23 protein-coding genes are annotated in these 20817 nt (G+C 68.0%); 11 read left to right on the forward strand and 12 right to left on the reverse strand.

Going from position 1 to position 20817, the window contains the following annotated elements:
• Window positions 1-70 precede the first annotated feature (70 nt).
• Entirely contained in the window at window positions 71-496 is a 426-nt protein-coding gene (locus AMIR_RS31485) for a DoxX family protein (protein ID WP_015805036.1), read from the reverse strand.
• Window positions 497-620: 124 nt separating this feature from the next.
• On the opposite strand from AMIR_RS31485, the gene AMIR_RS31490 reads away from it, so the two are divergent.
• Both AMIR_RS31490 and AMIR_RS31495 read left to right on the forward strand, forming a co-directional pair.
• Window positions 621-983, forward strand: a complete 363-nt coding sequence (locus AMIR_RS31490) for an ArsR/SmtB family transcription factor (RefSeq protein WP_015805037.1) — start codon at window positions 621-623, stop codon at window positions 981-983.
• Between the two features lie 330 nt (window positions 984-1313).
• On the forward strand, window positions 1314-1670 hold the full coding sequence (locus AMIR_RS31495) for a hypothetical protein (RefSeq protein WP_015805039.1): 357 nt from the start codon (window positions 1314-1316) through the stop codon (window positions 1668-1670).
• Between the two features lie 678 nt (window positions 1671-2348).
• On the opposite strand, the gene AMIR_RS31500 is transcribed toward AMIR_RS31495, so the two are convergent.
• Window positions 2349-3536, reverse strand: coding sequence for a helix-turn-helix domain-containing protein (locus tag AMIR_RS31500; protein WP_245554700.1), 1188 nt, complete (start codon window positions 3534-3536; stop codon window positions 2349-2351).
• Here AMIR_RS31500 and AMIR_RS42435 point away from each other — a divergent pair.
• Entirely contained in the window at window positions 3433-3927 is a 495-nt protein-coding gene (locus AMIR_RS42435) for a hypothetical protein (RefSeq protein ID WP_245554731.1), read from the forward strand. The genes AMIR_RS31500 and AMIR_RS42435 overlap by 104 nt on opposite strands.
• A 113-nt stretch (window positions 3928-4040) precedes the next feature.
• Here AMIR_RS42435 and AMIR_RS31510 read toward each other — a convergent pair whose 3' ends face one another.
• The gene (locus AMIR_RS31510; RefSeq protein ID WP_015805042.1) at window positions 4041-4424 is read right to left on the reverse strand and encodes a GntR family transcriptional regulator; all 384 of its coding nucleotides are present in this window, start codon (window positions 4422-4424) and stop codon (window positions 4041-4043) included.
• A 149-nt stretch (window positions 4425-4573) separates the two neighbouring features.
• Between AMIR_RS31510 and AMIR_RS31515 the strand changes: the two genes are divergently transcribed.
• From AMIR_RS31515 to AMIR_RS31540, 6 genes are all read left to right on the forward strand, one after another.
• A complete protein-coding gene (locus AMIR_RS31515; RefSeq protein WP_015805043.1) occupies window positions 4574-5005 on the forward strand; it encodes a hypothetical protein in 432 nt (143 codons plus the stop codon).
• Between the two features lie 63 nt (window positions 5006-5068).
• Window positions 5069-5323: an AMED_5909 family protein gene (locus tag AMIR_RS31520; protein WP_041837159.1), complete on the forward strand. Its 255-nt coding sequence runs from the start codon at window positions 5069-5071 to the stop codon at window positions 5321-5323.
• Between the two features lie 297 nt (window positions 5324-5620).
• On the forward strand, window positions 5621-7096 hold the full coding sequence (locus AMIR_RS31525; RefSeq protein ID WP_015805045.1) for an FtsK/SpoIIIE domain-containing protein: 1476 nt from the start codon (window positions 5621-5623) through the stop codon (window positions 7094-7096).
• Window positions 7093-8760: a replication initiator gene (locus tag AMIR_RS31530; protein WP_015805046.1), complete on the forward strand. Its 1668-nt coding sequence runs from the start codon at window positions 7093-7095 to the stop codon at window positions 8758-8760. The genes AMIR_RS31525 and AMIR_RS31530 overlap by 4 nt, the downstream gene beginning before the upstream one ends.
• Before the next feature lie 13 nt (window positions 8761-8773).
• Window positions 8774-8953: a helix-turn-helix domain-containing protein gene (locus AMIR_RS31535; RefSeq protein ID WP_015805047.1), complete on the forward strand. Its 180-nt coding sequence runs from the start codon at window positions 8774-8776 to the stop codon at window positions 8951-8953.
• A gap of 36 nt (window positions 8954-8989) precedes the next feature.
• Entirely contained in the window at window positions 8990-10186 is a 1197-nt protein-coding gene (locus AMIR_RS31540) for a tyrosine-type recombinase/integrase (protein ID WP_015805048.1), read from the forward strand.
• Between the two features lie 46 nt (window positions 10187-10232).
• Here AMIR_RS31540 and AMIR_RS39780 read toward each other — a convergent pair whose 3' ends face one another.
• The 8 genes from AMIR_RS39780 to AMIR_RS31575 form a co-directional block, all read right to left on the reverse strand.
• Window positions 10233-11705, reverse strand: coding sequence for a P-loop ATPase, Sll1717 family (locus AMIR_RS39780; protein WP_143760974.1), 1473 nt, complete (start codon window positions 11703-11705; stop codon window positions 10233-10235).
• A 408-nt stretch (window positions 11706-12113) separates the two neighbouring features.
• Window positions 12114-13277 (reverse strand): acyl-CoA dehydrogenase, encoded by a 1164-nt coding sequence (locus AMIR_RS31545; protein WP_015805050.1) that lies wholly within the window; start codon window positions 13275-13277, stop codon window positions 12114-12116.
• A gap of 34 nt (window positions 13278-13311) precedes the next feature.
• On the reverse strand, window positions 13312-13833 hold the full coding sequence (gene purE / locus AMIR_RS31550; RefSeq protein WP_015805051.1) for a 5-(carboxyamino)imidazole ribonucleotide mutase: 522 nt from the start codon (window positions 13831-13833) through the stop codon (window positions 13312-13314).
• The gene (locus AMIR_RS31555; protein WP_015805052.1) at window positions 13830-15020 is read right to left on the reverse strand and encodes a 5-(carboxyamino)imidazole ribonucleotide synthase; all 1191 of its coding nucleotides are present in this window, start codon (window positions 15018-15020) and stop codon (window positions 13830-13832) included. The genes purE and AMIR_RS31555 overlap by 4 nt, the downstream gene beginning before the upstream one ends.
• A 113-nt stretch (window positions 15021-15133) precedes the next feature.
• Window positions 15134-16147 carry an ABC transporter permease gene (locus AMIR_RS31560; protein ID WP_015805053.1) on the reverse strand — a complete coding sequence of 338 codons (1014 nt, stop codon included), beginning with the start codon at window positions 16145-16147 and terminating at the stop codon, window positions 15134-15136.
• Window positions 16144-16995, reverse strand: a complete 852-nt coding sequence (locus AMIR_RS31565) for an ABC transporter ATP-binding protein (protein ID WP_015805054.1) — start codon at window positions 16993-16995, stop codon at window positions 16144-16146. Before AMIR_RS31565 ends, AMIR_RS31560 begins: the two co-directional genes overlap by 4 nt.
• On the reverse strand, window positions 16992-17375 hold the full coding sequence (locus AMIR_RS31570) for a GntR family transcriptional regulator (protein ID WP_015805055.1): 384 nt from the start codon (window positions 17373-17375) through the stop codon (window positions 16992-16994). Before AMIR_RS31570 ends, AMIR_RS31565 begins: the two co-directional genes overlap by 4 nt.
• A 264-nt stretch (window positions 17376-17639) precedes the next feature.
• Entirely contained in the window at window positions 17640-18821 is a 1182-nt protein-coding gene (locus AMIR_RS31575; protein ID WP_041837160.1) for a hypothetical protein, read from the reverse strand.
• A 371-nt stretch (window positions 18822-19192) separates the two neighbouring features.
• On the opposite strand from AMIR_RS31575, the gene AMIR_RS36425 reads away from it, so the two are divergent.
• Window positions 19193-20053: a helix-turn-helix domain-containing protein gene (locus AMIR_RS36425; RefSeq protein ID WP_015805057.1), complete on the forward strand. Its 861-nt coding sequence runs from the start codon at window positions 19193-19195 to the stop codon at window positions 20051-20053.
• Complete coding sequence (locus tag AMIR_RS31585) at window positions 20046-20231, forward strand: DUF397 domain-containing protein (RefSeq protein WP_015805058.1); 186 nt, start codon at window positions 20046-20048, stop codon at window positions 20229-20231. The genes AMIR_RS36425 and AMIR_RS31585 overlap by 8 nt, the downstream gene beginning before the upstream one ends.
• A 119-nt stretch (window positions 20232-20350) precedes the next feature.
• On the opposite strand, the gene AMIR_RS31590 is transcribed toward AMIR_RS31585, so the two are convergent.
• Complete coding sequence (locus tag AMIR_RS31590; protein ID WP_015805059.1) at window positions 20351-20770, reverse strand: Imm1 family immunity protein; 420 nt, start codon at window positions 20768-20770, stop codon at window positions 20351-20353.
• Between the last annotated feature and the right edge of the window lie 47 nt (window positions 20771-20817).

Genomic DNA, 20817 nt, shown 5'->3' on the forward strand with positions numbered 1-20817 from the left:
AGGACGTGGAAGAGCCTGAGGTCGACGGTGACCTCAGGCTCTTGGCTTTTCGGGGTTCGGCGCCTGCGGGTCAGATCCGGGCGGGCTCGGAGCGCTTGCCGCGGATCAGGTGGTCGACGGAGAAGCGACCGCCGTTGAAGCCCAGCGCGATCGCCGAGACGGCGAGCACGAGGACCAGCTCGTAGCCGCCCTCGCCGAGGAGGCCGTTGGGCAGGTGGACGAGGAACAGCGCGCCGAGGACCGGGATCGCCAGCAGGACGCCCACGAACGGCAGGCCGGCGCCGACGATCAGCAGGGTGCCACCGATCAGCTCGACGAGCGCGGCGAACCAGGCGGACAGGGCGGGGGCGGGGATGCCCATGCCCTCGAAGGCCGCGGCCGTGCCGTCCATGCCCCACTCGGAGACCTTCTGCCAGCCGTGCGCCACGAAGACGGCGCCCACGCCGATCCGGCCGATGAGCGCGGCGGTGTCGCGGATCGTGTCGGACTTGTTCATGGGGCCGAAGGTATATGAAAGTTCAACTAACACTGCCCCGAACGGCGGGCCTGACAGCAACCCGACAGGTGGAGCGCGCGGGACGTGGTTGACTTAACCGGGTGGTTAACGAAGGGGGCAAGCCGTGGCCGACGACCCGCTGAGCACGACCTTCGCCGCACTGGCCGACCCGACCAGGCGCGCGATCCTGGCGAGGCTGACCGAGGGCCCGGCGACGGTGAAGGAGCTGTCCGCGCCACTGCCGATGAGCGGCCCGGCGGTGTCCAAGCACCTGAAGGTGCTGGAGCGGGCGGGCCTGATCACGCGCGGCCGTGACGCCCAGTGGCGCCCGTGCGAGCTGTCGGCGGAGCCGCTGCGCGAGGTGGCGGAGTGGGCGGAGGGCTTCCGGGGGTTCTGGGACGCGAGCTACCGGAAGCTGGACGCGTACCTGGTGGGGTTGGCCGGGGAGGCGCCACCGGAGCAAAAAGGTCAACTTCGAGCACAGTAGTCGTACAACTACTCAGCAAAGTTGGCATCACCCTTTTGGGCGTACTAGTGCATAGTTGGAAGATGTCACCTCTACTCCGAACGCCGACCTGCCGATACCCGCTGGGTGAGGAAGGTTGCACGTGGGGACGAGTAACAGTGACATCAAAGCCTTGCTTGCCGATTTGGAGGAGCAGGGCTGGCGAGTGGTGCGCGGAAGGTACTGGAAGTGCTACTGCCCGTGTGCCGCCAAGCACTTGAAGACCGTGAAGATCACGCCTTCAGACCCTAACTACATCACAAATCTCAAGGGACAGTTGAGGCGGAGCACTTGTTGGAAGGAGGTAGGCAAGTGAAGCGCTACTGGATAGACCTGCGATGCCAGGTCGCGCCCCGGCAGGGCAGCATCACCCCCGAGGCGCTGGACGTTCATCTGGACGACCTGATGGACGCCTTGATGGACGAACCAGATGCTGTTGACCCTGATCTCACAGCAACGCTCACCACGGGAGAGGTGACCATCTCCCTCGGCGTGGATGCCGCTTCCAACAGCGAGGCCCTTACCCGAGCGATGGGAATCACGCACTCGGCCATCCACAAGATCGGTGCCGCTTTCGGCACCGAGACACCGCCTCACGAGGGCGAACTCGGCTTCCACGAGAACTTCGACGCCAGGGTCCGCACCACGAGCGCGGCCACCTGCCCGTAGTCCCGCGACAGGGGATGGCGGTGCCGCACCGGGCGGCACCGCCCCCGGCTCAGCCCTTGAGCAGCGACCGCGACATCACGACCCGCTGCACCTGGTTCGTCCCCTCGTAGATCTGCGTGATCTCCCGCCACGTTTGACAAGACCTGGCGCTTTGCCGCCGAAACACCCTCCCACCAGTACAAACACCACTCGATAGTTCTCAGCGTTTTTCACGGCTACCCGACACCCCACGGCCTGTGGACGGCCTGGGAAGTGATCGTTTTCAGGCGTTGCCCCGGTCTGAGGCGGACCGGGGCAACGCCTGTTCGCATGTCAACAGCCCTCCGCCTGGACTCCCTTGCCCAGCCTCGTCGGCAGGCGGCGGAGCCGTCGCGGCAGCGATCGCCATGACCAGCGCTGCCCGGTCTTGAACCACCGCGATCGGCCCGAGCCTGGGCGCTGGGAGCGCGTGTGGGCCGTCGCGTCTCCTGCTGCGTGCCGCCGCACCCGGCCCCCTGCGTCGACCTCGCGCCCGGCCGTCGGGCGGAGCGAAGCGGGAGCCCGGCGGGCCGGAGTGCGTGGGGCGGCGCAACGGAGGGTCGGACCAGCCAGCGCGCCGCCGTAGGCGGCGCGCCTTGATCCCATACAGCGCAATTCTTCAACGCACCACGCCACCACGGCGCGGACGCGCACCAGGAGTTAACGGCTGGGCAACGTCGCCCTGAACGCGGCCAACTCGTCTTCCAGTGGACGCGCCCCAGGATCGCCCGCCATCACGTGGTGCAGGCGTTCGGTCAGCTCATCGGCCAGCATGGACAGGTGGGTCACGGACTTGCGCTCTGCGGAGAACGCCTGCCGCGCCCACGCAGCGGCGCCCTCCACGTCCCCGGACTCCAGCGCGGCGACCGCCAACGTCAACCGGGCCTCACTGGCACGCATCGGGCTCCGCTCGCTGCCATCCGGCTTCCTGGACAGCCTCAGCACCTCGTGCGCGTGCTCGGACGCCCTGCCGTGCTCACCGACCAGGCGGTAGCAGTCCATCGCGTAGAAGTCCCACTTCGCCGGGTCGATCACAAAGTGGTTCTCCGGGCGGCTCGGGTTCTCGTGCTCGCCCAGCAACCGGTGACCCTCGTCGAGGATCCTCGACACCTCGGCCTTGTTGCCCATCCTCGCCTGGGCCTTAGCGGCCTGGGCGGCCAACTGCACCACCACCGACGAGTTCGGCGCGGCCTTGCTCCCGGCCTCGGTGTACTCCGACACCGACCGGTAGCGGTCCTGGGTGAGTGCGAACCAGGCACTCATCTCGAACGACCACGCCACGATCTCGCCGTGACCCGACTCCCTCCCCAACTGGGAAGCCGCGATCCGGGCGCTCTCCGCATGGCGCGGCAACCCGAGGTCATAGTCGACGCACCCGATCAGCAGGGTGAGCCACCCCGCGATCACCATGAGGTCGCGGTGCTCGCGGAGCGTGCTGGGGCCGCTCAACAGCCTGCCGACGTACTCCAGCTGCGCTTGGGCGTCACGGCGCAGGTCTTCCGCGTTCCGCCACGCGTACTCGCAGCACAGCTCCTCGGTGATGGCCGTGAGCTGGTCGATCGTCTCTCCGCCGACATCCGTCCTGTGGATCTGACGCATGATGTCGCTGATTGCCCAAGGGGTCTTGTCCGTCGCGTTCACCGGCGCTCCACTACCGTTCGACGTGGACATCAGGTGAGCTGCGACCAGCGCACCGTCTGCCCGTACGAGCTGGTCAAGGCGGGCAATGGTGCTCTCGTCAGGCGTGAACCTGTTCCCCTCCGCGCGGCTGACCTGGCTCTGGCTCCACGCGGCTGCTCTCGCTAGGTCGGCCTGGCTGAACCCCGCTGCCAGGCGGAGCCTGCGCAACGCTTCACCGAAGGTCTCCACCTGCACTCCCACCCATGCTTATGCGCATGTCATGCGCACATCGTGCATCCCGTCGTCCAACTCCACCCTAACGCCGATAGTCCTGGTGACGGGTCGTTTGACCTGGCACATCACGGCTCAGGATGAGGAGGCGGGGATGGATGTGGTGGTGCACCCCAGGTTCGGGGACGGCGCGCGGGTCGATAAGGACGGCGCTGGACGCCCACGACTCGTTTTAGACCTCGGCACCGGCGAAGTGATCTTCGAGCTCAACGGGGAGCCGGGGTGCGTCGAGCTGGCAGCCCTGTTCGCCGACCGCGTCGCCGATCAAGCGCTGCTGTTCGCCGCTCGCTGCCGTGACCTGCTCGACCAGAGCCAGACGACGCACTGAGGACTTCGGGGAGGCTGCTGTGGAGGTGGACGGCATAGGTGGTGCCGCTGAAGGCACGTGGGAGGACGTCCGGGTGCGGATGGATCGCCTGAGCGCCAAGGTCGACGGGCTGACTAGTCGGCTGTCCGACGTGGAAGCTCGTCTGCGCGATCAAGGCGTTCCTCCACAGCGGCGAGGCGGTCCGCGATCTGGTCCACGGCGCGCTCAAGGCGGTGCAGGGTCGTGAGGACGTCGGCGGCTGCCGGGGGCGCTTCCTCGGCGGACGGGGTGCGGAGCACGAACACACCCTTGCCCTGCCGGGAGATCACCAGCCCTTCGGTGGTGAGCATCTTGATCGCCTCGCGCACGGTCATCACCGCGATCCCCGCGCGCTTGGCAAGCTCGCCCATCGTGGGGAGCTGGTCCCCCGGCTTGTAGTCCCCGGCCGCGATCGCGCGGCGCAGGTCGTCGGCCAGTCGCAGGTAGGCGGGGCGGCTGTCTGCGGCCTCGGTGCTCATGAGGGCAACTCTATCGACAGATACAGGTGATATGTAGATCACCTGATCGGGCTAACGTTCTCGGGATACTCATACAGGTCATACAGCTAATATGGATGTGTAGCCCCCAGGTTCGGGGCAGAGGTCAACTAGCGGATGAGGTATCCAAGATGGCTATTGCACCTGGTCACAGGTTTCCGATCACCTTCGACGAGCTGTTCCCGCAGGGCTTCTTCGTGCTGAAGGTCGAGCGGGCCAAGGAGTTCGCGGAGGGCAAGGCACCGCGCGACGCGGTGGACAAGCTCTCCGGCCTGCCGGTCTGGACCGTGCAGGGGACCGACCCCTCAGCGCGCGGCAAGAACACCGGCATGGTCGTGAAGATCGCTTCGGAGTACCAGCCGGTACCGCCCGAGGTGCTGCCCGGAACGCCGTTCCGTCCGGCCGTGTTCGTCGGGCTGAAGGTCTCGCCCTATGTCCGTGACGGCTGGGTCAACTACACGGTCTGGGCTGACGAGATGGTCTCGCCGCAGGACGCCGCGAGGTCGCGCAAGTCCCCGAGCAAGTCGGACTCGACGGCGGGCGCGCCGCCTGCTGCCGCCTAGGGGATGGTGATCATGAGTGGTGCACGTGGACCCGAGCGGGCGCGCAGGGACGACTGGGAAGCCGTGACGCTGGCGACCACTTTGAAGCAGGTCCAGCAAGCCCTGTGGCGGGTCACCCCGGTTCCGGACGCGAGTGAGAAGGCACTTCGCGCGTTCTACACCCGCGCTGCGGCTGAGTACCGGCGCGTGGCGCGAACCGATCCCGACCACCGGCACGAGGCGCTAGCCCACGCGCAGGTGGAGACGAACCACCTCGAACGGCTGACGGAAAAGCCGGTCAGCGGTCGTGACCTGCTCGCCCAGGACGAGGGGGAGTAACAGCCGGACCGACCGGTGCTGTGCACGCGCGTGGGGCTCGGCCCCGTCGTGCTGATGGCGCGCGCCCTGATCACAACTGAACACGTTCTCCGCCGGTGGTGTGGGTCGCGGGGAGGCAGACCAAGTCTTGGCGGGCCAGGCTGCTTCCCTGCGACTCACATGACCGGTTTCTCCTGCACTTGTTGCCACACAAGGGATTCCAGTCATGCAGAGGGTATCCGTCCGTGGGGGCACCGCGTCAAGCGAACGCGCTGCCCTGTTCGTGTGCAAGTCCCCGCTGAGCGGGGGTGGGTTCTGATGGCGCGCTGGGTCGACCCCGCTCCGTTCGAGGGCGTCCGGCCTCGGGTGCCGTGGTGGATGTTGGTGCCGGGCAAGCTCAAGGTGATCGCCTTCGTGGCCGCCCTCGGGTGGCTCGTGCCGGTCGTCCTCGTGCGCCTGGCGCTCGTGGTGCTGCGCTACCCGGTGGCCGTGCTGGTGCCGGTGGCGGCGGCCTGGTGCTCGTCGTCCTACGGGCTGCCGCCGCTGGTCCTGGGTGTGCTCGCGCTGGCTGCGGCCCTGGTCATCTGGTTCGGCCTCGACCGGGCCTCGTTCCTGCGGCTGGTGTGGTTCCGGCTGGTCACCGAGTGGCGGCGGGCCACCGTCTACGCCCCGCGCTGGCGCACCACCATGCGGCTGGCTGAGCTGGCCAAGGAGAGCCGGGGGCGCGAGTACCTGCCCCGGCTGCGGCGGGTGCGCTCGGAGGGCTGGCGGGACCGGGTGCGGGTCCGGATGGTCCCCGCGCAGTCCTCCGACGCCTGGGAGCTGCGCCGCGACGGCCTGGCGCACTCGTTCAACTCCCGGTCGTGCCGGGTCCGGGTGCTCAAGCCGCGCACGATCGAACTCGACTTCGTGCACTCCGACCCGCTCGCCCGGCCGGTCCCGGTTCCGGCGCTGGCTCAGGACGCTGACGCGGTGGACCTCAAGCGGGTCGTGGTCGGCCGCACCGAGACCGGTCGCCCGTGGCGGATTCGCTTGCAGGGCAACCAGATCCTCGGTGTCGGCGTACCCGGCGCTGGCAAGGGGTCGCTGCTCTGGTCGCTGGTGTGGAACCTCGCCCCGGCGGTGCGCGGCGGCCTGGTGCGCCTGTACGGCATCGACCCCAAGGGCGGGATGGAGCTGGGGCAGTGCCCCGACGCCTTCACCCGCCTGGTGTTCGACAACGGCCGCGAGGCTGTCGAGCTGCTGGAGGTACTGGCTGCTGAGGTCAAGGAGCGCGCCGCTCGGTACCGGGGCGTCCGGCGGCTGTGGGCCCGGTCCAACGATGAGCCGTTCACGGTCCTGGTGGTCGACGAGCTGGCGGACCTGATCGCCTACCAGGCTGACAAGGGCCTGCGGGAACGGGCGCTGCGCGCCTTGCAGACCGTCACCTCTCAGGGACGCGCCCCCGGTTACGCCGTCGTCGGCCTGGTGCAGGACCCGCGCAAGGAGGTCGTCGCCTTCCGGCACCTGTTCGGCACGCGGGTGGCGCTGCGCCTGGACGAGGCGGTCCAGGTGGACATGGTCCTGGGGGACGGTGCCCGGCAACGCGGTGCGGCTGCCCACGAGATCAGCGAGGGCACTCCGGGCGTGGCCTGGGTGAAGACGGACGGCAAGGGACAGCCGGAGCGCGCCCGCGCCTTCCATGTCACCGATGCCGACCTCGTTGAACTGGCGCTCTACCTGACCGCCACCGATGCCACCGTGCACGACTTCCCCGCCTGTCCCGGCGACACGACCGGAGGTGCTGCGGCATGAGCGAGTCCACCAACCCCGTCGTCCCGGCCGTGCCCCTCGACGTGGCGGGCATGACCTCGGCCGAACGCGCCCGGATGCCGCTGTCCCTGGACGTGGTCAAGGCGGCGGCCGAACAGCACGGCGTGTGCACCCGTCCCATCCTGCGCGAGGTGGTCGACCTCGACTCCGGGGAAGTGCGCATCGTCGGCGTCCGCTGCAACTCCACGCAGGCGTCCAAGTGCGCGGCCTGCGCCGACCGCAACCGCCGCTCCCGCATGGCCCAGTGCCGCGAGGGCTGGCACCTCGACGCTGAGCCTGTGGCGGAGCGCCACGCCCCGAACAGCGACCAGGTGGGCCTGGTGACCTACCGGGCCGATCTCACCGCCGAGTACCGGCGGGCTGCCGCCGAGGGCGACCACGATCAGGTTGAGGACCTGCGCGAGGGCATCCGGGAAGCCGATGCCGACCTGCGCGCGGAGGGCGTCCGCGGGAACCTCCCCAGCGTCGAACGCGATCCTCGACCGGCGCCCGCGCGTTCGACCCGGCGACGCCAGGACACGCCGAACCTGCCCCGCCGGAAGGTCTCCAAGCGCACCGTGGGGCGGGAGTTCGCGGGCAGGTACCGGCCCTCGACCTTTATCACCCTGACCCTGGACACCTACGGCCCGGTCACCTCCGAAGGTGCCCCGGCCGACCCTGGCGCGTACGACTACCGGCGGGCCGCTCGGGACGCGGTCCACTTCGCCTCCCTGGTCGACCGCTGGTGGCAGAACCTCCGCCGGGTGGTCGGGTTCGACGCCCAGTACTTCGGCACGGTCGAACCGCAGCGTCGCATCACGCCTCACGCCCACTTCGCCGTGCGCGGCTCGATCCCGCACAAGGTCGTCCGCCAGGTCACCGCCGCGACTTACCTCCAGGTCTGGTGGCCCGACCACGACCAGGTGCGGTACGCGGGCGACCTGCTCCCGGTCTGGGACACCCGCCAGTCAGGCTTCGTGGACCCGGACACTGAACGCCTGCTGACCCCGTGGGTCGACGCGGTGGCCGATCTGGAGCGACCGGCCCACGTCGCCACGTTCGGCCCGCAGGTGCACTCCAAGGGCATCCTCGGCGGCACCGAGGAATCCGGGCGGCACATCGGCTACCTGACCAAGTACCTCACCAAGTCGATCACCGAAGTGGTGGACGCGGACACCACCCCGCGCCTGGCCGACCACGCCGACCGCCTGGCGTCCGAACTCGCCCTCACCCCGTGCTCGGAGCGCTGCGCGGTCTGGCTGCTCTACGGGGTCCAGCCCAAGGGCGTCACCTCCCGCACCACCCCCGGCCACTGCAAGGGCAAGGCCCACCGCCGCGACACCCTCGGCCTGCCCGGTCGCCGGGTGCTGGTCTCGCGCCGCTGGTCCGGCAAGACCCTCTCTGAGCACAAGGCGGACCGGGCCGCGTTCGTACGGGAAGCCTTGGCCGCCGCTGGCATCGCCAAGCCCGACGACACCACCGCCCGGCTCCAGTGGGGGCCGGTCCAGCCGGGGGACCCGCACGCCCCGTCACGGGCCGAACTGCTCATGCACATGATCGCCCAGCGGTTGGCCTGGCAAGCCGAGTACCAGCGGGCGCAAGCGGTCCTCACGCACCTGCCGCCTCCACGGCCCGATGTTTCAGCAACTTCGCCGGTAGCGGCCTGAACAGGGGGATGACATGACGCGCAGTGAACCGCTCTGGGGAGTGGACGACGTCTCGGCATTCCTGGGAGTGCCGGTGAAGACGCTCTACCAGTGGAAGTGGCGGCAGTACGGGCCGCCGGTGCGCAAGGTCGGAAAGCACCTCCGGTACGTGCCTGACCACGTTCGCCGCTGGGTCGAAGACCTGGCCGCGTAGCGGTTTCAGCAATACGGGAGACAGGAGAGGACTGCCTTGGGACACGTCCAAGATCGCTGGTGGAAAGAGGAGATCGACCCCGCGACCCAGAAGGTCACCAGGATCAAGACCTCCTCCTACGGAAAAGGTCTGCGCTACAAGGCCCGCTATCTCGACCCACAGGGGAACGAGAAAAGCAAGAGTTTTCCAGACCGCCAGAAAAAGCGGGCCGATGACTTCCTGTTGGAGGTCGAGTCTGACAAGCGAGAAGGCAAGTACGTCAGCCCTAGCGCAGGTAGGCGCAAGTTCAAGGAGCAAGCAGAGAACTGGATCAAGAGCCAGTCGTCGGACGCAGCGTCCCGCGAAGCGATCCAGAGCCGACTGGACAGCCACATCAATCCACACTTCGGCAACCTACCGGTGGGAAAGATCAAGCCTGCGACGGTGCGGGACTGGCTCGGCCTGCTTGACGCGGAACGGCTGAGCGAGAACTACAAGACCGTGCTGTTCACCACCGTGTCCTCGGTACTGGATTCGGCCGTGGAAGATCGGCTGATCATCGAGAACCCGTGCAAAGCCAAGACGATCAAACGCCCGACCTCGATCAGCCCCGACATCGCCGTATGGCCGGAGGAAAGGGTTCTCGAACTCGAAGGATCAATCGAACCGCGCTTCGCGATCGTCTGCCCCCTCGGCGCTGGCTGCGGCCTACGGCAAGGCGAAATTCTCGCCCTCTCCCCCGATGACGTCGACGAGGAGAGGATGCTCCTGATCGTTCAGCGCCAGTTGCGGGTGGTCGGGCGACGACTCGTCTTCGCGCCCCCCAAAGGGGGCAAGCGCAGGACTGTTCCTCTGGCGTCCGGCGTGCTCCGGGCGATTCGGGAGCACGAAAAGCTATTCCCCTCCGCAGAGGTGACCTTGCCGTGGAAGACCCCGGAAGGCGTCCCCACGACGGCGCGACTCCTCGCCACCGGGCCGAACGGGCGTGTCTACACCGGCGACCTGTTCCACAAGGTCGTCTGGCTCGGCGCGTTCAGGGAGGCCGGACTCATCTACCGGAACCGGGCGGACGGGATGCACGCGCTGAGGCACTTCTATGCCTCCACGCTGCTGTCACGGGGCGTGTCGGTCAAGGAGTTGGCGGAGTACCTGGGGCACTCCGACCCCGGCTTCACACTCCGGACCTACACGCACCTCGTCCCATCCAGCCATGAGCGAGCCAGGGAAGCGATCAATGCAGTTTTCACATCTTAACCGAAGGAGGAGTTCAACTAAAATCTCCCTAAGGCCAGATAAGCGACTATCTAGGAATATTCCATGCATGCAGGAGGGCGTTATGCAATATCAATTCACCTTTAAGGTAAACCTCAGCATTGTCCCGCCTGTGGTAAAACTGAAGATAGCGCTCGCTTTTATTTGCCACAACATTTCCCACGGCTCCTGCGAAAAACAGCCATTTCAGCATTTCTTCCGCTTGTCTGAAGTCATCTTCAGAAGAACCTAGAAGATCTCTAGAAAACTGCTTCGCAGTAAAAGTTGCCTTACGTAGGTGCCTTAGCGTTGAAACCGCGCGAGATGCTAGATCACTTTCCCCTTGTAGGCCAACTAGCTCGTTTTCGATAGCCTCGACAAAGTACTTAGAAGAATATCGAAGCGCCCCCTCCCGGATAACTTCATTAGAAAGTTTAGCGCCAGGCTTTTTTGAAGATCCCTGCTCGCTTTCAACCTCGCGTATATACTCGAGCAGGCGAAGCAAATCTCGCGGAGTATGCCTGGTTAGACCCAAAAGGTAAGAATAAATATTAAGCCACTTCGGAGGCCTGGCACCTACTTGAACATCTTTCGGAAAAAAATCTTGCACAACCGCCAAGCTTTGCTTTTCCAGCATTGCCGAGGCTTTCCTATTTACCAGTTCAAAAAGATTGGACTGCTGAGGGGTCCTAGAAAGAACCCTCCAATCCAAATCAATAGAAAGATCTTGACGCATTTTCCCTGCGTCGGGGAGTTGAAGACGAGTAAATATGTCATTCCGGAGAAGCAAAACCACCCTGGCTCGCGACTCCCCTTCTCCTAGTATTTCATAAATCTCATAAGCCGCTTGCAAGAGGCTTGCTATCGCAGAGGAATAGTTTGGATCTGTGAGATATATCGAATCGAGGCCGTCAAGGATAAGCGTATAAACATGGCCGGAAGAATCTGAATTTAGAATCCGGTCTTCTAGGTGGTTAACGACGTGATACAGATTAAAGCTTTCAGTCTTCTCACGGGTGTAGACGTTACCCAGACCGGGGATTGTCAACTTGTAAGTAGACTTAGCCGCTCCAAGAACTGCCGCTTTTGGCGAAGCGGCCATAAATCCAAGGCGTCGCAGCTCATCAACAAGTTTAAGCATTTGCGGGTCGCGCTGAAAAGCGTGCGATTGATCCTTCATGACAATATCAAGAATGCCAGCGTAAAGCAGCAATTTCCATACAGTGATAACCCGACCTGGGCCGCCCGGTTCTCCCGTTTTAACCTTATCGATCTGATCAAAAGGAAGCGTACTCAAATCTCTAACTTGAACAAATTCGGTTTGCATATCTTGAGTTTTGTCCAAGTATGCAGCAAATGCAGATTTACCGGCACCCTTCGGCCCCAAAAGCAGAAATTTTTCCCCGGATTTCAGAAGGTGCACAGCATTCTTTATATCTACGAAGCTTTTTACGAAACGTTCTGGCGCTTGACGAGCTTCCCGACGACCATCGGCAAGACCGAAATAAAGTTCATGATACATTACCATCGAGCCCTCCAGCGTCGTCAGACTGACGAGCCTACCGCCAAAACACTGGATGCAGTAGATCTTCCGGCCACTACAGAGGCATTTCACCCAACCGGCCGAAAAGCTTAGGTTGCACTTCCCAAAAATATCGTAAAGCTGGATGATTGCCAGCTTGGCTCATCTCCAGCAAGCAGGTAGCTTAAGACTGGTCCTTCTGTAGCGCTCTCACCTCAGACCCCTAATTAGAGGGTCGAGGTGGTCGTGAAGCACCCTGTTCCTGACTTCAAGCTCTCGCCCTGCTCCCTCCAGCCACGAGCGGGCACGGCAGGCGATCGATCGGGTGTTCGGCTCTCACGATGACGGCCTGGAGACGGCCTGATCTTGGGGATCACGCCGCTCCAGGCCGATCACAAGATCGCCGATCTAGCCCTTGAGCAGCGACCGCGACATCACGACCCGCTGCACCTGGTTCGTGCCCTCGTAGATCTGCGTGATCTTCGCGTCCCGCATCATCCGCTCCACCGGGAAGTCCCGCGTGTACCCGGCCCCGCCGAACAGCTGCACCGCGTCCGTCGTCACCTCCATCGCCACGTCGGACGCGAAGCACTTCGCCGCCGCCGTGATGAACCCGAGGTCCGGCTCCCCCCGCTCGGCCTTCGCCGCCGCGACGTACACCATGTGCCGGGCCGCCTCGACCTTCATCGCCATGTCGGCCAGCATGAACTGCACGCCCTGGAAGTCCGAGATCGACCGGCCGAACTGCTTGCGGTCCTTCACGTACGCGATCGCCTGGTCCAGCGCCCCCTGCGCGATCCCCACCGCCTGCGCGCCGATCGTCGGCCGGGTGTGGTCCAGGGTGCGGAGGGCGGTCTTCAGGCCGGTGCCGGGGTCGCCGATGATCCGGTCCGCCGGGATCTCGCAGTTCTCGAAGTGGATCTCGCGGGTGGGCGAGCCCTTGATCCCGAGCTTGCGCTCCTTGGACCCGACCGAGAAGCCGGGGTCGTCCTTGTGCACCACGAACGCCGAGATGCCCTGGGACTTCTTCGGCGCGTCGGGGTCCGTGACCGCCATGACCGTGTACCAGGTGGACTCGCCCGCGTTCGTGATCCAGCACTTGGTGCCGTTGAGCACCCACCGGTCGCCTTCGAGCCGCGCACGCGCCCGCATCGACGCGGTGTCCGAGCCCGCCTCCCGCTCGGACAGCGCGTACGACGCCATGGCCTCGCCCGCCGCGATGGACGGCAGGACCTGCCGCTTCAGCTCCTCCGAGCCGGCCAGGATGATCGGCATCGTGCCGAGCTTGTTGACCGCCGGGATGAGCGAGGAGGACGCGCAGACCCGCGCGACCTCCTCGATCACGATGCACGTGGCCACCGAGTCGGCGCCCTGCCCGTCGTAGTCCTCGGGCACGTGGACCGCCGAGAAACCGGCCTTGACCAGCGCCGACAGCGCCTCGACGGGAAACCGCTCCCGCTCGTCGACGTCCGCCGCGTGCGGGGCGATCTCCTTCTCGGCGAGCGAGCGGATCGCCTCGCGCAGGGCGTCGTGCTCCTCGGCGAGCTGGTAGGTGCCGAAGCTCGGGTCCACTTGTTACCTCCCAGTAAGTTCCACTGGGAGGATGTTAGCGCGCGTTCACCCCGGTGTCCGGCCGACTCTCGACCAGCGCCTTCAGCGCCGCGTCCTTGCCCAGCACCATCTCCTCCAGCGACGCCTGGTACGCCGCCATCCGCTCCCGCAGCTCCGGGTCGGACGCGCCCAGCACCCGCACCGCGAGCAGCCCCGCGTTGCGCGCCCCGCCGACCGACACCGTGGCCACCGGCACCCCGGCGGGCATCTGCACGATGGACAGCAGCGAGTCCATGCCGTCCAGGTGCTTGAGCGGCACCGGAACGCCGATCACCGGCAGCGGCGTCGCCGAGGCGACCATGCCGGGCAGGTGCGCCGCCCCGCCCGCGCCCGCGATGATCACCTGCAGGCCGCGCCCGGCGGCCGACGTCGCGTAGTCCAGCATCCGCTGCGGGGTCCGGTGCGCGGAGTACACGCCGACCTCGAACGTCACGCCGAACTCGGCCAGCGCCTCGGTGGCGGCCCCCATCACGGGCCAGTCCGAGTCGCTGCCCATGATCACGCCTACCTGCGTCACGCCTGTCCTCCGTGGATGTCGTACCCGTCGAGCCACACGCCGTCGGACAACCAGTGCGCGGCGAGCCTCGCCCGCTCCCGCACGTCCGCCATGCGCTCCCCCAGCAGGGTGACGTGGCCGATCTTGCGGCCCGGCCGCTCCTCCTTGCCGTACAGGTGCACGCGCGCGTCGGGGAACCGGGCGAACAGGTGGTGCAGCCGCTCGTCGGGGCCGAACGCCGGCGCGTCCGCCGCGCCGAGCACGTTCGCCATCACGACGGCGGGCGCGACCAGGTCGGTCGAGCCGAGCGGGTAGTCCAGGACGGCGCGCACGTGCTGCTCGAACTGGGAGGTGCGGGAGCCCTCGATGGTCCAGTGGCCGGAGTTGTGCGGGCGCATCGCCAGCTCGTTGACGACCAGGCCGCCCTCGGTCTCGAACAGCTCGACGGCGAGCAGCCCGACCACGCCCAGCTCGTTCGCGACCCGCAGCGCCAGGTCCTGGGCCTGCGCGGCGCGGTCGGCGTCCGGCGCGGGCGCGAGCACCTCGACGCAGATGCCGTCCTTCTGCACCGTCTCCACCAGCGGCCACGCCGCGCCCTGGCCGAACGGGGAGCGCGCGACGAGCGCGGCCAGCTCGCGGCGCATCGCCACGCGCTGCTCGACCATCAGCGGGGTGCCCGCCTCCAGCAGCTCGGCGACCAGCGCCCCGGCCTCCTCGGCGGAGTCGAGCATCCACACGCCCCGCCCGTCGTAGCCGCCGCGCACCGCCTTGAGCACGCACGGCCAGCCGTGCTCGTCGCCGAACGCGACCGCGTGCGCGGGCTCGGCGACCTCGGCGAACGGCGGCACGGGCAGGCCGAGCTCGGCGAGCTTCACGCGCATGACGAGCTTGTCCTGGGCGTGCGCGAGCGCGTCCGGGCCGGGGTGCACGCGCACGCCCTCGGCGACCAGGGCGCGCAGGTGCTCCTGCGGGACGTGCTCGTGGTCGAAGGTGACGACGTCGCAGGACTTGGCGAACCCGCGCAGCGCCTCCAGGTCGGTGTGCGAGCCGAGGTCGACGTCGCGGGCGACCAGCGCCGCCGGGTCGGACTCGCTCTGGGCGAGCACGCGCAGCGACTGGCCGAGGGGGATGACGGCCTGGTGGGTCATCCTGGCGAGCTGGCCGCCGCCGACCATGCCGACGACGGGAAGACGGGTTCGGGAGTCCACGGACCGGGGAGTCTAGCTGCGCGAACGGGGGCCCCCCGCACGCACCTTGCGGCGTGCGGGGGTCCCCGGCGTCGGGCGTTCGGCCCAGCCGGTCGCGCGGCGGTCCGGCGCGGTCAGGCCGCGGCCTTCTTCACGCGGCGCAGCGCGAGGGCGAACAGGGCTGCGGCGAGCACCAGGAACAGGACGCCCTCGATCAGCCGGAACGTGCCGAGGCGCTCGGCGGGGTGGTACTGCTCCAGGAAGTGCGTGAGGCCGCTCTCCGCCAAGCACTCCTGGAACCACGCCCGGTCGGCGGACGCGGGGCCGTAGCACTGCGGCGGCACGGCTCCCACCACCCCGTCCGCGGTGGCGTGGCCGCCTTCGAGGTACAGGGCCTGGTTCGCCTCCAACCCCAGCGGGCGGACGTCGTCCTCCACCGGCGCGAAGGTGGTGTGCGGGCTCTGGTAGCGGCCCCGCAGCCAGAGCTCCACGACGGCCTTGGCGAGCAGGCCGACGACCATGGTCAGCCCCACCGCGAGCACCGTGCGGCGGACCAGCGCGGCGATCGCCAGGCCGAGCGCGAAGCCGAACAGCGCGTACGCGGCCTGGAGCGCCGGGTGGAACTCGAAGCCCTCCTCGAACATGTTGACCGAGACGTGGCGCGGGACGTCGTTGATCGCGGTCGCCATCAGCTGCGCCGCGCCGCCGAGGGCGGCGCCGATGAGCGCGGCGACCGCGCCGAGCAGCGCCGCCTTGCCGACCAGCCAGCGGGCGACCGGCAGGTCCTGGGTCCAGGCGACCACGTGCGTGCGCTGGTCGTACTCCCAGGCCAGCATCGGCGCACCCCACACGGCGCCGATGAAGGTCCCGTAGAGCATCAGCCCGCCGGGGAGGGTGAAGGCCATCCCGGTGTAGTCGCCCCAGCCGTCCGCCGGGTAGCCGTTGACCGCCTCGTCCAGGAAGGCGGTGCGGACCAGCAGCATCCCGGCGACGCCCACCAGTGCGATCGCGAGGGTGCCCAGGACGGTCCAGCGGTGCTGGCGCCAGGTCAGCCAGGCGACGTCGCCCCAGCCGACTCGGGCGCGGGTGCGGACCCCCGGTCGGTCGGCGGCGCGCGCCCCGGTGACGCCGGTGGTCGTGGCGCTCATTCGGCACCGCCCTTCCTGCTCTCGGCGAGGCGCGCGAGCACGTAGTCCTCCAGGGTCACCGCTCGTTCCACCCACCGGTCCGCGACGGGCGGTCGCGGGCCGTCCGGGAGGCGCACCAGGAAGGTGGACTGGTTGGCGCTGTGCCTGGCCTCCACGACCCGGCCCTCCACCGGCGGCGCGTCCGAGCGCGGGCCGGTGTACGCGGCGTGGTGGGCCAGCAGGCCGTCCACGTCGTCGTCCGCGAGCAGGCCGCCGTTCGAGAGCAGGAGCAGGTGGTCGGCGACGCCGGTCAGCTCCGTGATCACGTGCGTGGACAGCACGACGGTCATGCCGGTCTCGGCGACCTCGTCGAGCAGCGCGGCGGCGACCTCGCGGCGGGCCAGCGGGTCCAGGTTGGCCAGCGGCTCGTCGAGCAGGAGCACGTCCGGGCAGGAGCCGAGTGCCAGCGCGAACGCCACCTGGGCCTGCTGGCCGCCGGAGAGCTTGCCGCAGGCGCGGGTGCGGGGGACCTCGAAGCGGTCCAGCCAGGCGACGGCCTTGGCCTGGTCCCACGCGGTGTTCAGCCGGGCGCCCATGGTGAGGGCGTCGTGGGCGGTGAAGCCCTTGTAGAGCGGTTTGTCCTGCGCGACGAACGCGACGCGGCCGTCGACGTCCGCGCTGCCCGCGTCGGCCTCGAGCAAACCGGCGAGGACGCTCAGCAGCGTCGTCTTGCCCGCGCCGTTCGCGCCCACCAGCGCGGCCACCCGACCGGCGGGCAGCTCGAACGAGCAGTCGCGCAGGGCCCACGTGCCGCCGTAGCTCTTGCCGAGCCCGGACGCGCGGACCGCGCTGCTCACAGCGGTCGTCATCCGATTCCCCCCTCGTCGACGAGGACCGAGCGCACGAGCGCCTCGACGTCCTCGGTGTCCAACCCCGCCGCCCGCGCGTCGTGGACCCACTCCGCCAGCCTGGTGCGCAGGGGGCCCATGACCTCGGGGTCCGCGCTGCCCAGGGCGGCTTTCACGTAGGTCCCCGAGCCCTGGCGCGCCTCGACCAGTCCCGACATCTCCAGCTCCCGGTAGGCCTTGAGCACGGTGTTCGCGTTGACGCCGCTGGTGGTGACGACCTCGCGCACCGGTGGAAGGCGGTCTCCCGGTGAGAGCCAGCCCATCCGCAGGGCCTCGCGGACCTGGCGGACGAGTTGGAGGTAAGCGGGGAGACCGCTGGTCCGGTCTATGCGGAACTCCACTGGCACCTCCCAAAGTGTTCTACTGTTGTAAGACACTAGATAACAGGTACACCTGAGGTGGAGTCAAGTTGTCGGCGGGGGTGGGGCGGCGGGGGTGAATTCACCCGATCCGGGGGCTGGCGAGGGGAGTGCGGACGGGGTGCTCCGACTGCCAGACTTTGTTGTGCGGGCGGGGAACAGGGCAGGTGAGCAGGGATGACTGGAGGGTGGAGGGAGAGGTGGCCGATGAAGTTCGAGTGATGGGCGACGGGGCGGAACGGGGTGTCAGGCGCCGCTCGACGTCCAGTGGTCGGGGATGGCGTCCGGGGCCCGCTCCCAGACGGAGATGCCGAACTCGCCCCACTGCAGGAAGTCCGGCTCGGGCAACGCGCCTCCCGCCCGCACGGCCACGACCAGCCGGGCGACTTCGGTAGCGGCGTCACCTTCAGGCAGATCCACGAGCGCCGCCTGAAAGCACCGCAGTGCACCGACCGAGTCACCCTGCCGCCAACGCGCCCGGCCGAGCAGCACCCGACACGTGCCGCGCTCCTCGGCGATCGGGAGCACCTCGGCTATGGGGAGAACCTCGGCGATGGGGAGACCCTCGGCTATGGGGAGACCCTCGGAGTCTGCGCGGGCATCGGCATCTGCGCTGGGGCCGGGGGTAGCGCTCAGTCCCGGAATGGGGCCAGCGCTGACGCTGGAGCCGACCTCGATATTCGAGTTGACCTCGGCATCAAAGTCGACCTCGACATCGTCCCCGGCGTCGGCACCGGCACCGTTCCCGACATCGGGATCGTTCCCGGCATCGGGATCGTTCCCGGCATCGGCATCGTTCCCGGCATCGGCATCGTTCCCGGCATCGGCATCGGAACTGGAGGCAGCAGTGGCGGAGGCAGCAGTGGCGACAGGACCGGAGGCGAGGGTGGGAGTGGGGGCGGTGAGGGTTTCGGTGATTGCTTCGCTGTAGGTGGTCTCGGCTCGGGACAGGTGGGTGGTCGCGTCCGTCCAGTTGCCCGCTTGGTAGGCGAGGACGCCCAGTTCGCGTTCTGCCCAGGCGACGCCCAGGGCGTTGCCTGCTGCGCGCTGCCACTCCATCAGTTCGAGCAGGCAGCGTGCGACGCCCGCGGTGTTCCCGCGCGTGCGTTGGACGCTGGCCAGGGCGTCGAGCGCGAACAGGTGACCGTCCAGCGACTCGGGGGTCAGGCGGGACTGGCAGCGGGCGCGCCAGACCGACAGCATCCGCTCGGCCATCAGCTCGGCCGTGTCGTGCGCGCCGACTTGGGCGTACGTGAGCATCGCGCAGTGCAGTGCCGCGGACACCTCGGTGGCGAGCGGGAAGCGGTCGGCCAGTTCGATGGTGGTCGTGCGCAAGCGGTCGACCTCGTGGGTGGTGCTCTCCAGGGAGAGGCCGGCCCACAGGTGGCCCAGGAGGGCTGCCGCTTCGCCCACCTCGCCGTAGGTCATGAGGGTTCGAGCGGTTGACAGCGGGTCGGGGAATGGTTGCATCTGGGCGTACTTCCCGGTTCTGGTGATTCGTTTGAATTGGAATCAGGAGTGCGTGATTCCGAGGCACGGTTGGAGGCAGCACCCTGCCAGCAGGCGTGTAGCTGCAGCTGAAGTGACAGCGGTAGCCACAGCGGCGGTAACAGCGGGAGTGGTGACGGGAGTGGCGGCGGGGTGCGGATTTGCTTGAGGCTTTTTCGCGATGAAACCACGAGGGCTTTCTGCAACGCCTTTCGTTGGCGACCCTACAATTCCTCGGCCGTATAAGCAGGGGTCACAAACGGGTGGTTTGTGTAGCGATCGGGTTACTCAGAGTGGTTAGGGTGGGAGGCATGGCGGTAGGGACCACGCGCGCCAAGCGCAGACTCGGCAGGCACGTGCGGCCCATCATGGAGCGGGCCGGGGTGACGGGGCCCGAGGTCGCGCGGCTGGTCCGGACGTCCAAGGACACGGTTCACCGGTTGCTGTCCGGCATCCACCTGCCGCACTACCCGACGTTCCTCGCGATCATGACCGTCCTGCGGGCCACCGACGACGAGATCGCCGAGGGCACCTCGCTGTGGGAGCGCGCCGCGCAGGACGCGGTCAAGGTCGAGCACGCCTCGGCGCTCTCCCCCGGTTACCTGCGCTTCCGCCGCGACGAGGGCGAGGCCCACCGGGAGCGGGCGCTCGACCCCATGCTCATCCCCGGACTGCTCCAGCTCGGCGAGTACGCGGACGAGCTGGGGCGGCGCGCGCCCTCGCTCACCCGCGGCAAGGGGTGGGCGGCGCGGGCGACGGCCGAGCGGGTGGACCGGCAGGCGCTGCTCAGCCGCTCACCCGTCCCGCTGGACTACCGGCCGCTCATCGACGAGGGCGCGCTGCACCGGGTGGTGGGCGGTCGGGAGCTGATGGCGCGGCAGCTGGAGCACCTGCTGGTCGTCGGCGAGCGGGAGAACGTCACCATCCGGGTGCTGCCGTTCTCCGCGGGCGCCTACGGGTCGCACTTCGGCGCGCTGAACCTGCTGGAGTACCCCGAACCCGACGAGCCGCTGTCGGTCTACGTCGAGAGCTACGAGGGCGTGCGCGCGGTGGACGACGCGCAGGTGGAGAAGACGCTGGTCGCCGTCTGGGAGGACGCGGCCCGGCACGCGCTCGACCCCGAGGAGAGCGCGCGGCTCATCCGGGAAGTGAGGGACAGCAGGCATGGCTGACCAGCGGTGGCGCAAGTCCAGCAGCAGCACGACGAACCCCGACTGCGTCGAGCTGTCGATCACCCCGGACGCCACGTCGGTCCGCGACAGTAAGGACCCCTCCGGCGGACGGTTGAGGTTCGGGCGGAGCAGCTTCAGCGGCTTCCTCGACAGGATCAAGAGAGAGGGGAAAGGCTGACCCGGCGACCCGGCGACCCGGCGACCCGGCGACCCGGCGACCCGGCGACCCGGCGACCCGGCGACCGAGGCAGGCAGCCAGGTGCGAGTGGTCGTGTCAAACCGGTCTGCGGCCGAGTCTCAGAGGTCCTTCGACGCTGCCACCAGCTGCATCCTCGGGTGGTCCGGCGGGATCACGCCGCCGCCTGCCAGGTACGCCGCCAGGATCTCGCGCACGGCCTCCAGCGGCACCTCCTGGTCCGCTGGCACGGAGGTCGCGTGGGTCGCCAGGGCGTAGACCACCTCGCCCTTCGCCCGCGGGTCGCCCAGGGTCGCGCGCACGGGGTGTCCGTGCTCCTGCACGAAACCGCGCTCGCGGCCGATGCCCGCGTACAGGATCGGGTAGCTCCACTCCTCGCCGGTCACCGAGAACTCGACCACGACCGGGCTGCCCACGTGCAGCGCGCGCACCCGCTCGACGAGCTCGTCCAGCTCCGCCCTGGTCCGGACCTCGACCGGGCTCCGACCCGTCGCCAGGTCGTAGATCGCCGTCAACGCCACCGCACCCCACCACCTTCCCCGTGCGCGGGCCTGGAACGACTGCCCGC

This window comes from Actinosynnema mirum DSM 43827 (assembly GCF_000023245.1).
In the GTDB taxonomy this organism is placed as follows: domain Bacteria; phylum Actinomycetota; class Actinomycetes; order Mycobacteriales; family Pseudonocardiaceae; genus Actinosynnema; species Actinosynnema mirum.

What these genes read in the sequence shown, in the direction of transcription:
- AMIR_RS31485 (WP_015805036.1), bottom strand. Translation starts at nt 496, where the DNA reads ATGAACAAGTCCGACACGATCCGCGACACCGCCGCGCTCATCGGCCGG.
- AMIR_RS31510 (WP_015805042.1), bottom strand. Translation starts at nt 4,424, where the DNA reads ATGAGCACCGAGGCCGCAGACAGCCGCCCCGCCTACCTGCGACTGGCC.
- AMIR_RS31515 (WP_015805043.1), top strand. Translation starts at nt 4,574, where the DNA reads ATGGCTATTGCACCTGGTCACAGGTTTCCGATCACCTTCGACGAGCTG.
- AMIR_RS31525 (WP_015805045.1), top strand. Translation starts at nt 5,621, where the DNA reads ATGGCGCGCTGGGTCGACCCCGCTCCGTTCGAGGGCGTCCGGCCTCGG.
- AMIR_RS31530 (WP_015805046.1), top strand. Translation starts at nt 7,093, where the DNA reads ATGAGCGAGTCCACCAACCCCGTCGTCCCGGCCGTGCCCCTCGACGTG.
- AMIR_RS31535 (WP_015805047.1), top strand. Translation starts at nt 8,774, where the DNA reads ATGACGCGCAGTGAACCGCTCTGGGGAGTGGACGACGTCTCGGCATTC.
- AMIR_RS39780 (WP_143760974.1), bottom strand. Translation starts at nt 11,705, where the DNA reads ATGTATCATGAACTTTATTTCGGTCTTGCCGATGGTCGTCGGGAAGCT.
- AMIR_RS31560 (WP_015805053.1), bottom strand. Translation starts at nt 16,147, where the DNA reads ATGAGCGCCACGACCACCGGCGTCACCGGGGCGCGCGCCGCCGACCGA.
- AMIR_RS31565 (WP_015805054.1), bottom strand. Translation starts at nt 16,995, where the DNA reads ATGACGACCGCTGTGAGCAGCGCGGTCCGCGCGTCCGGGCTCGGCAAG.
- AMIR_RS31575 (WP_041837160.1), bottom strand. Translation starts at nt 18,821, where the DNA reads ATGACCTACGGCGAGGTGGGCGAAGCGGCAGCCCTCCTGGGCCACCTG.
- AMIR_RS36425 (WP_015805057.1), top strand. Translation starts at nt 19,193, where the DNA reads ATGGCGGTAGGGACCACGCGCGCCAAGCGCAGACTCGGCAGGCACGTG.
- AMIR_RS31585 (WP_015805058.1), top strand. Translation starts at nt 20,046, where the DNA reads ATGGCTGACCAGCGGTGGCGCAAGTCCAGCAGCAGCACGACGAACCCC.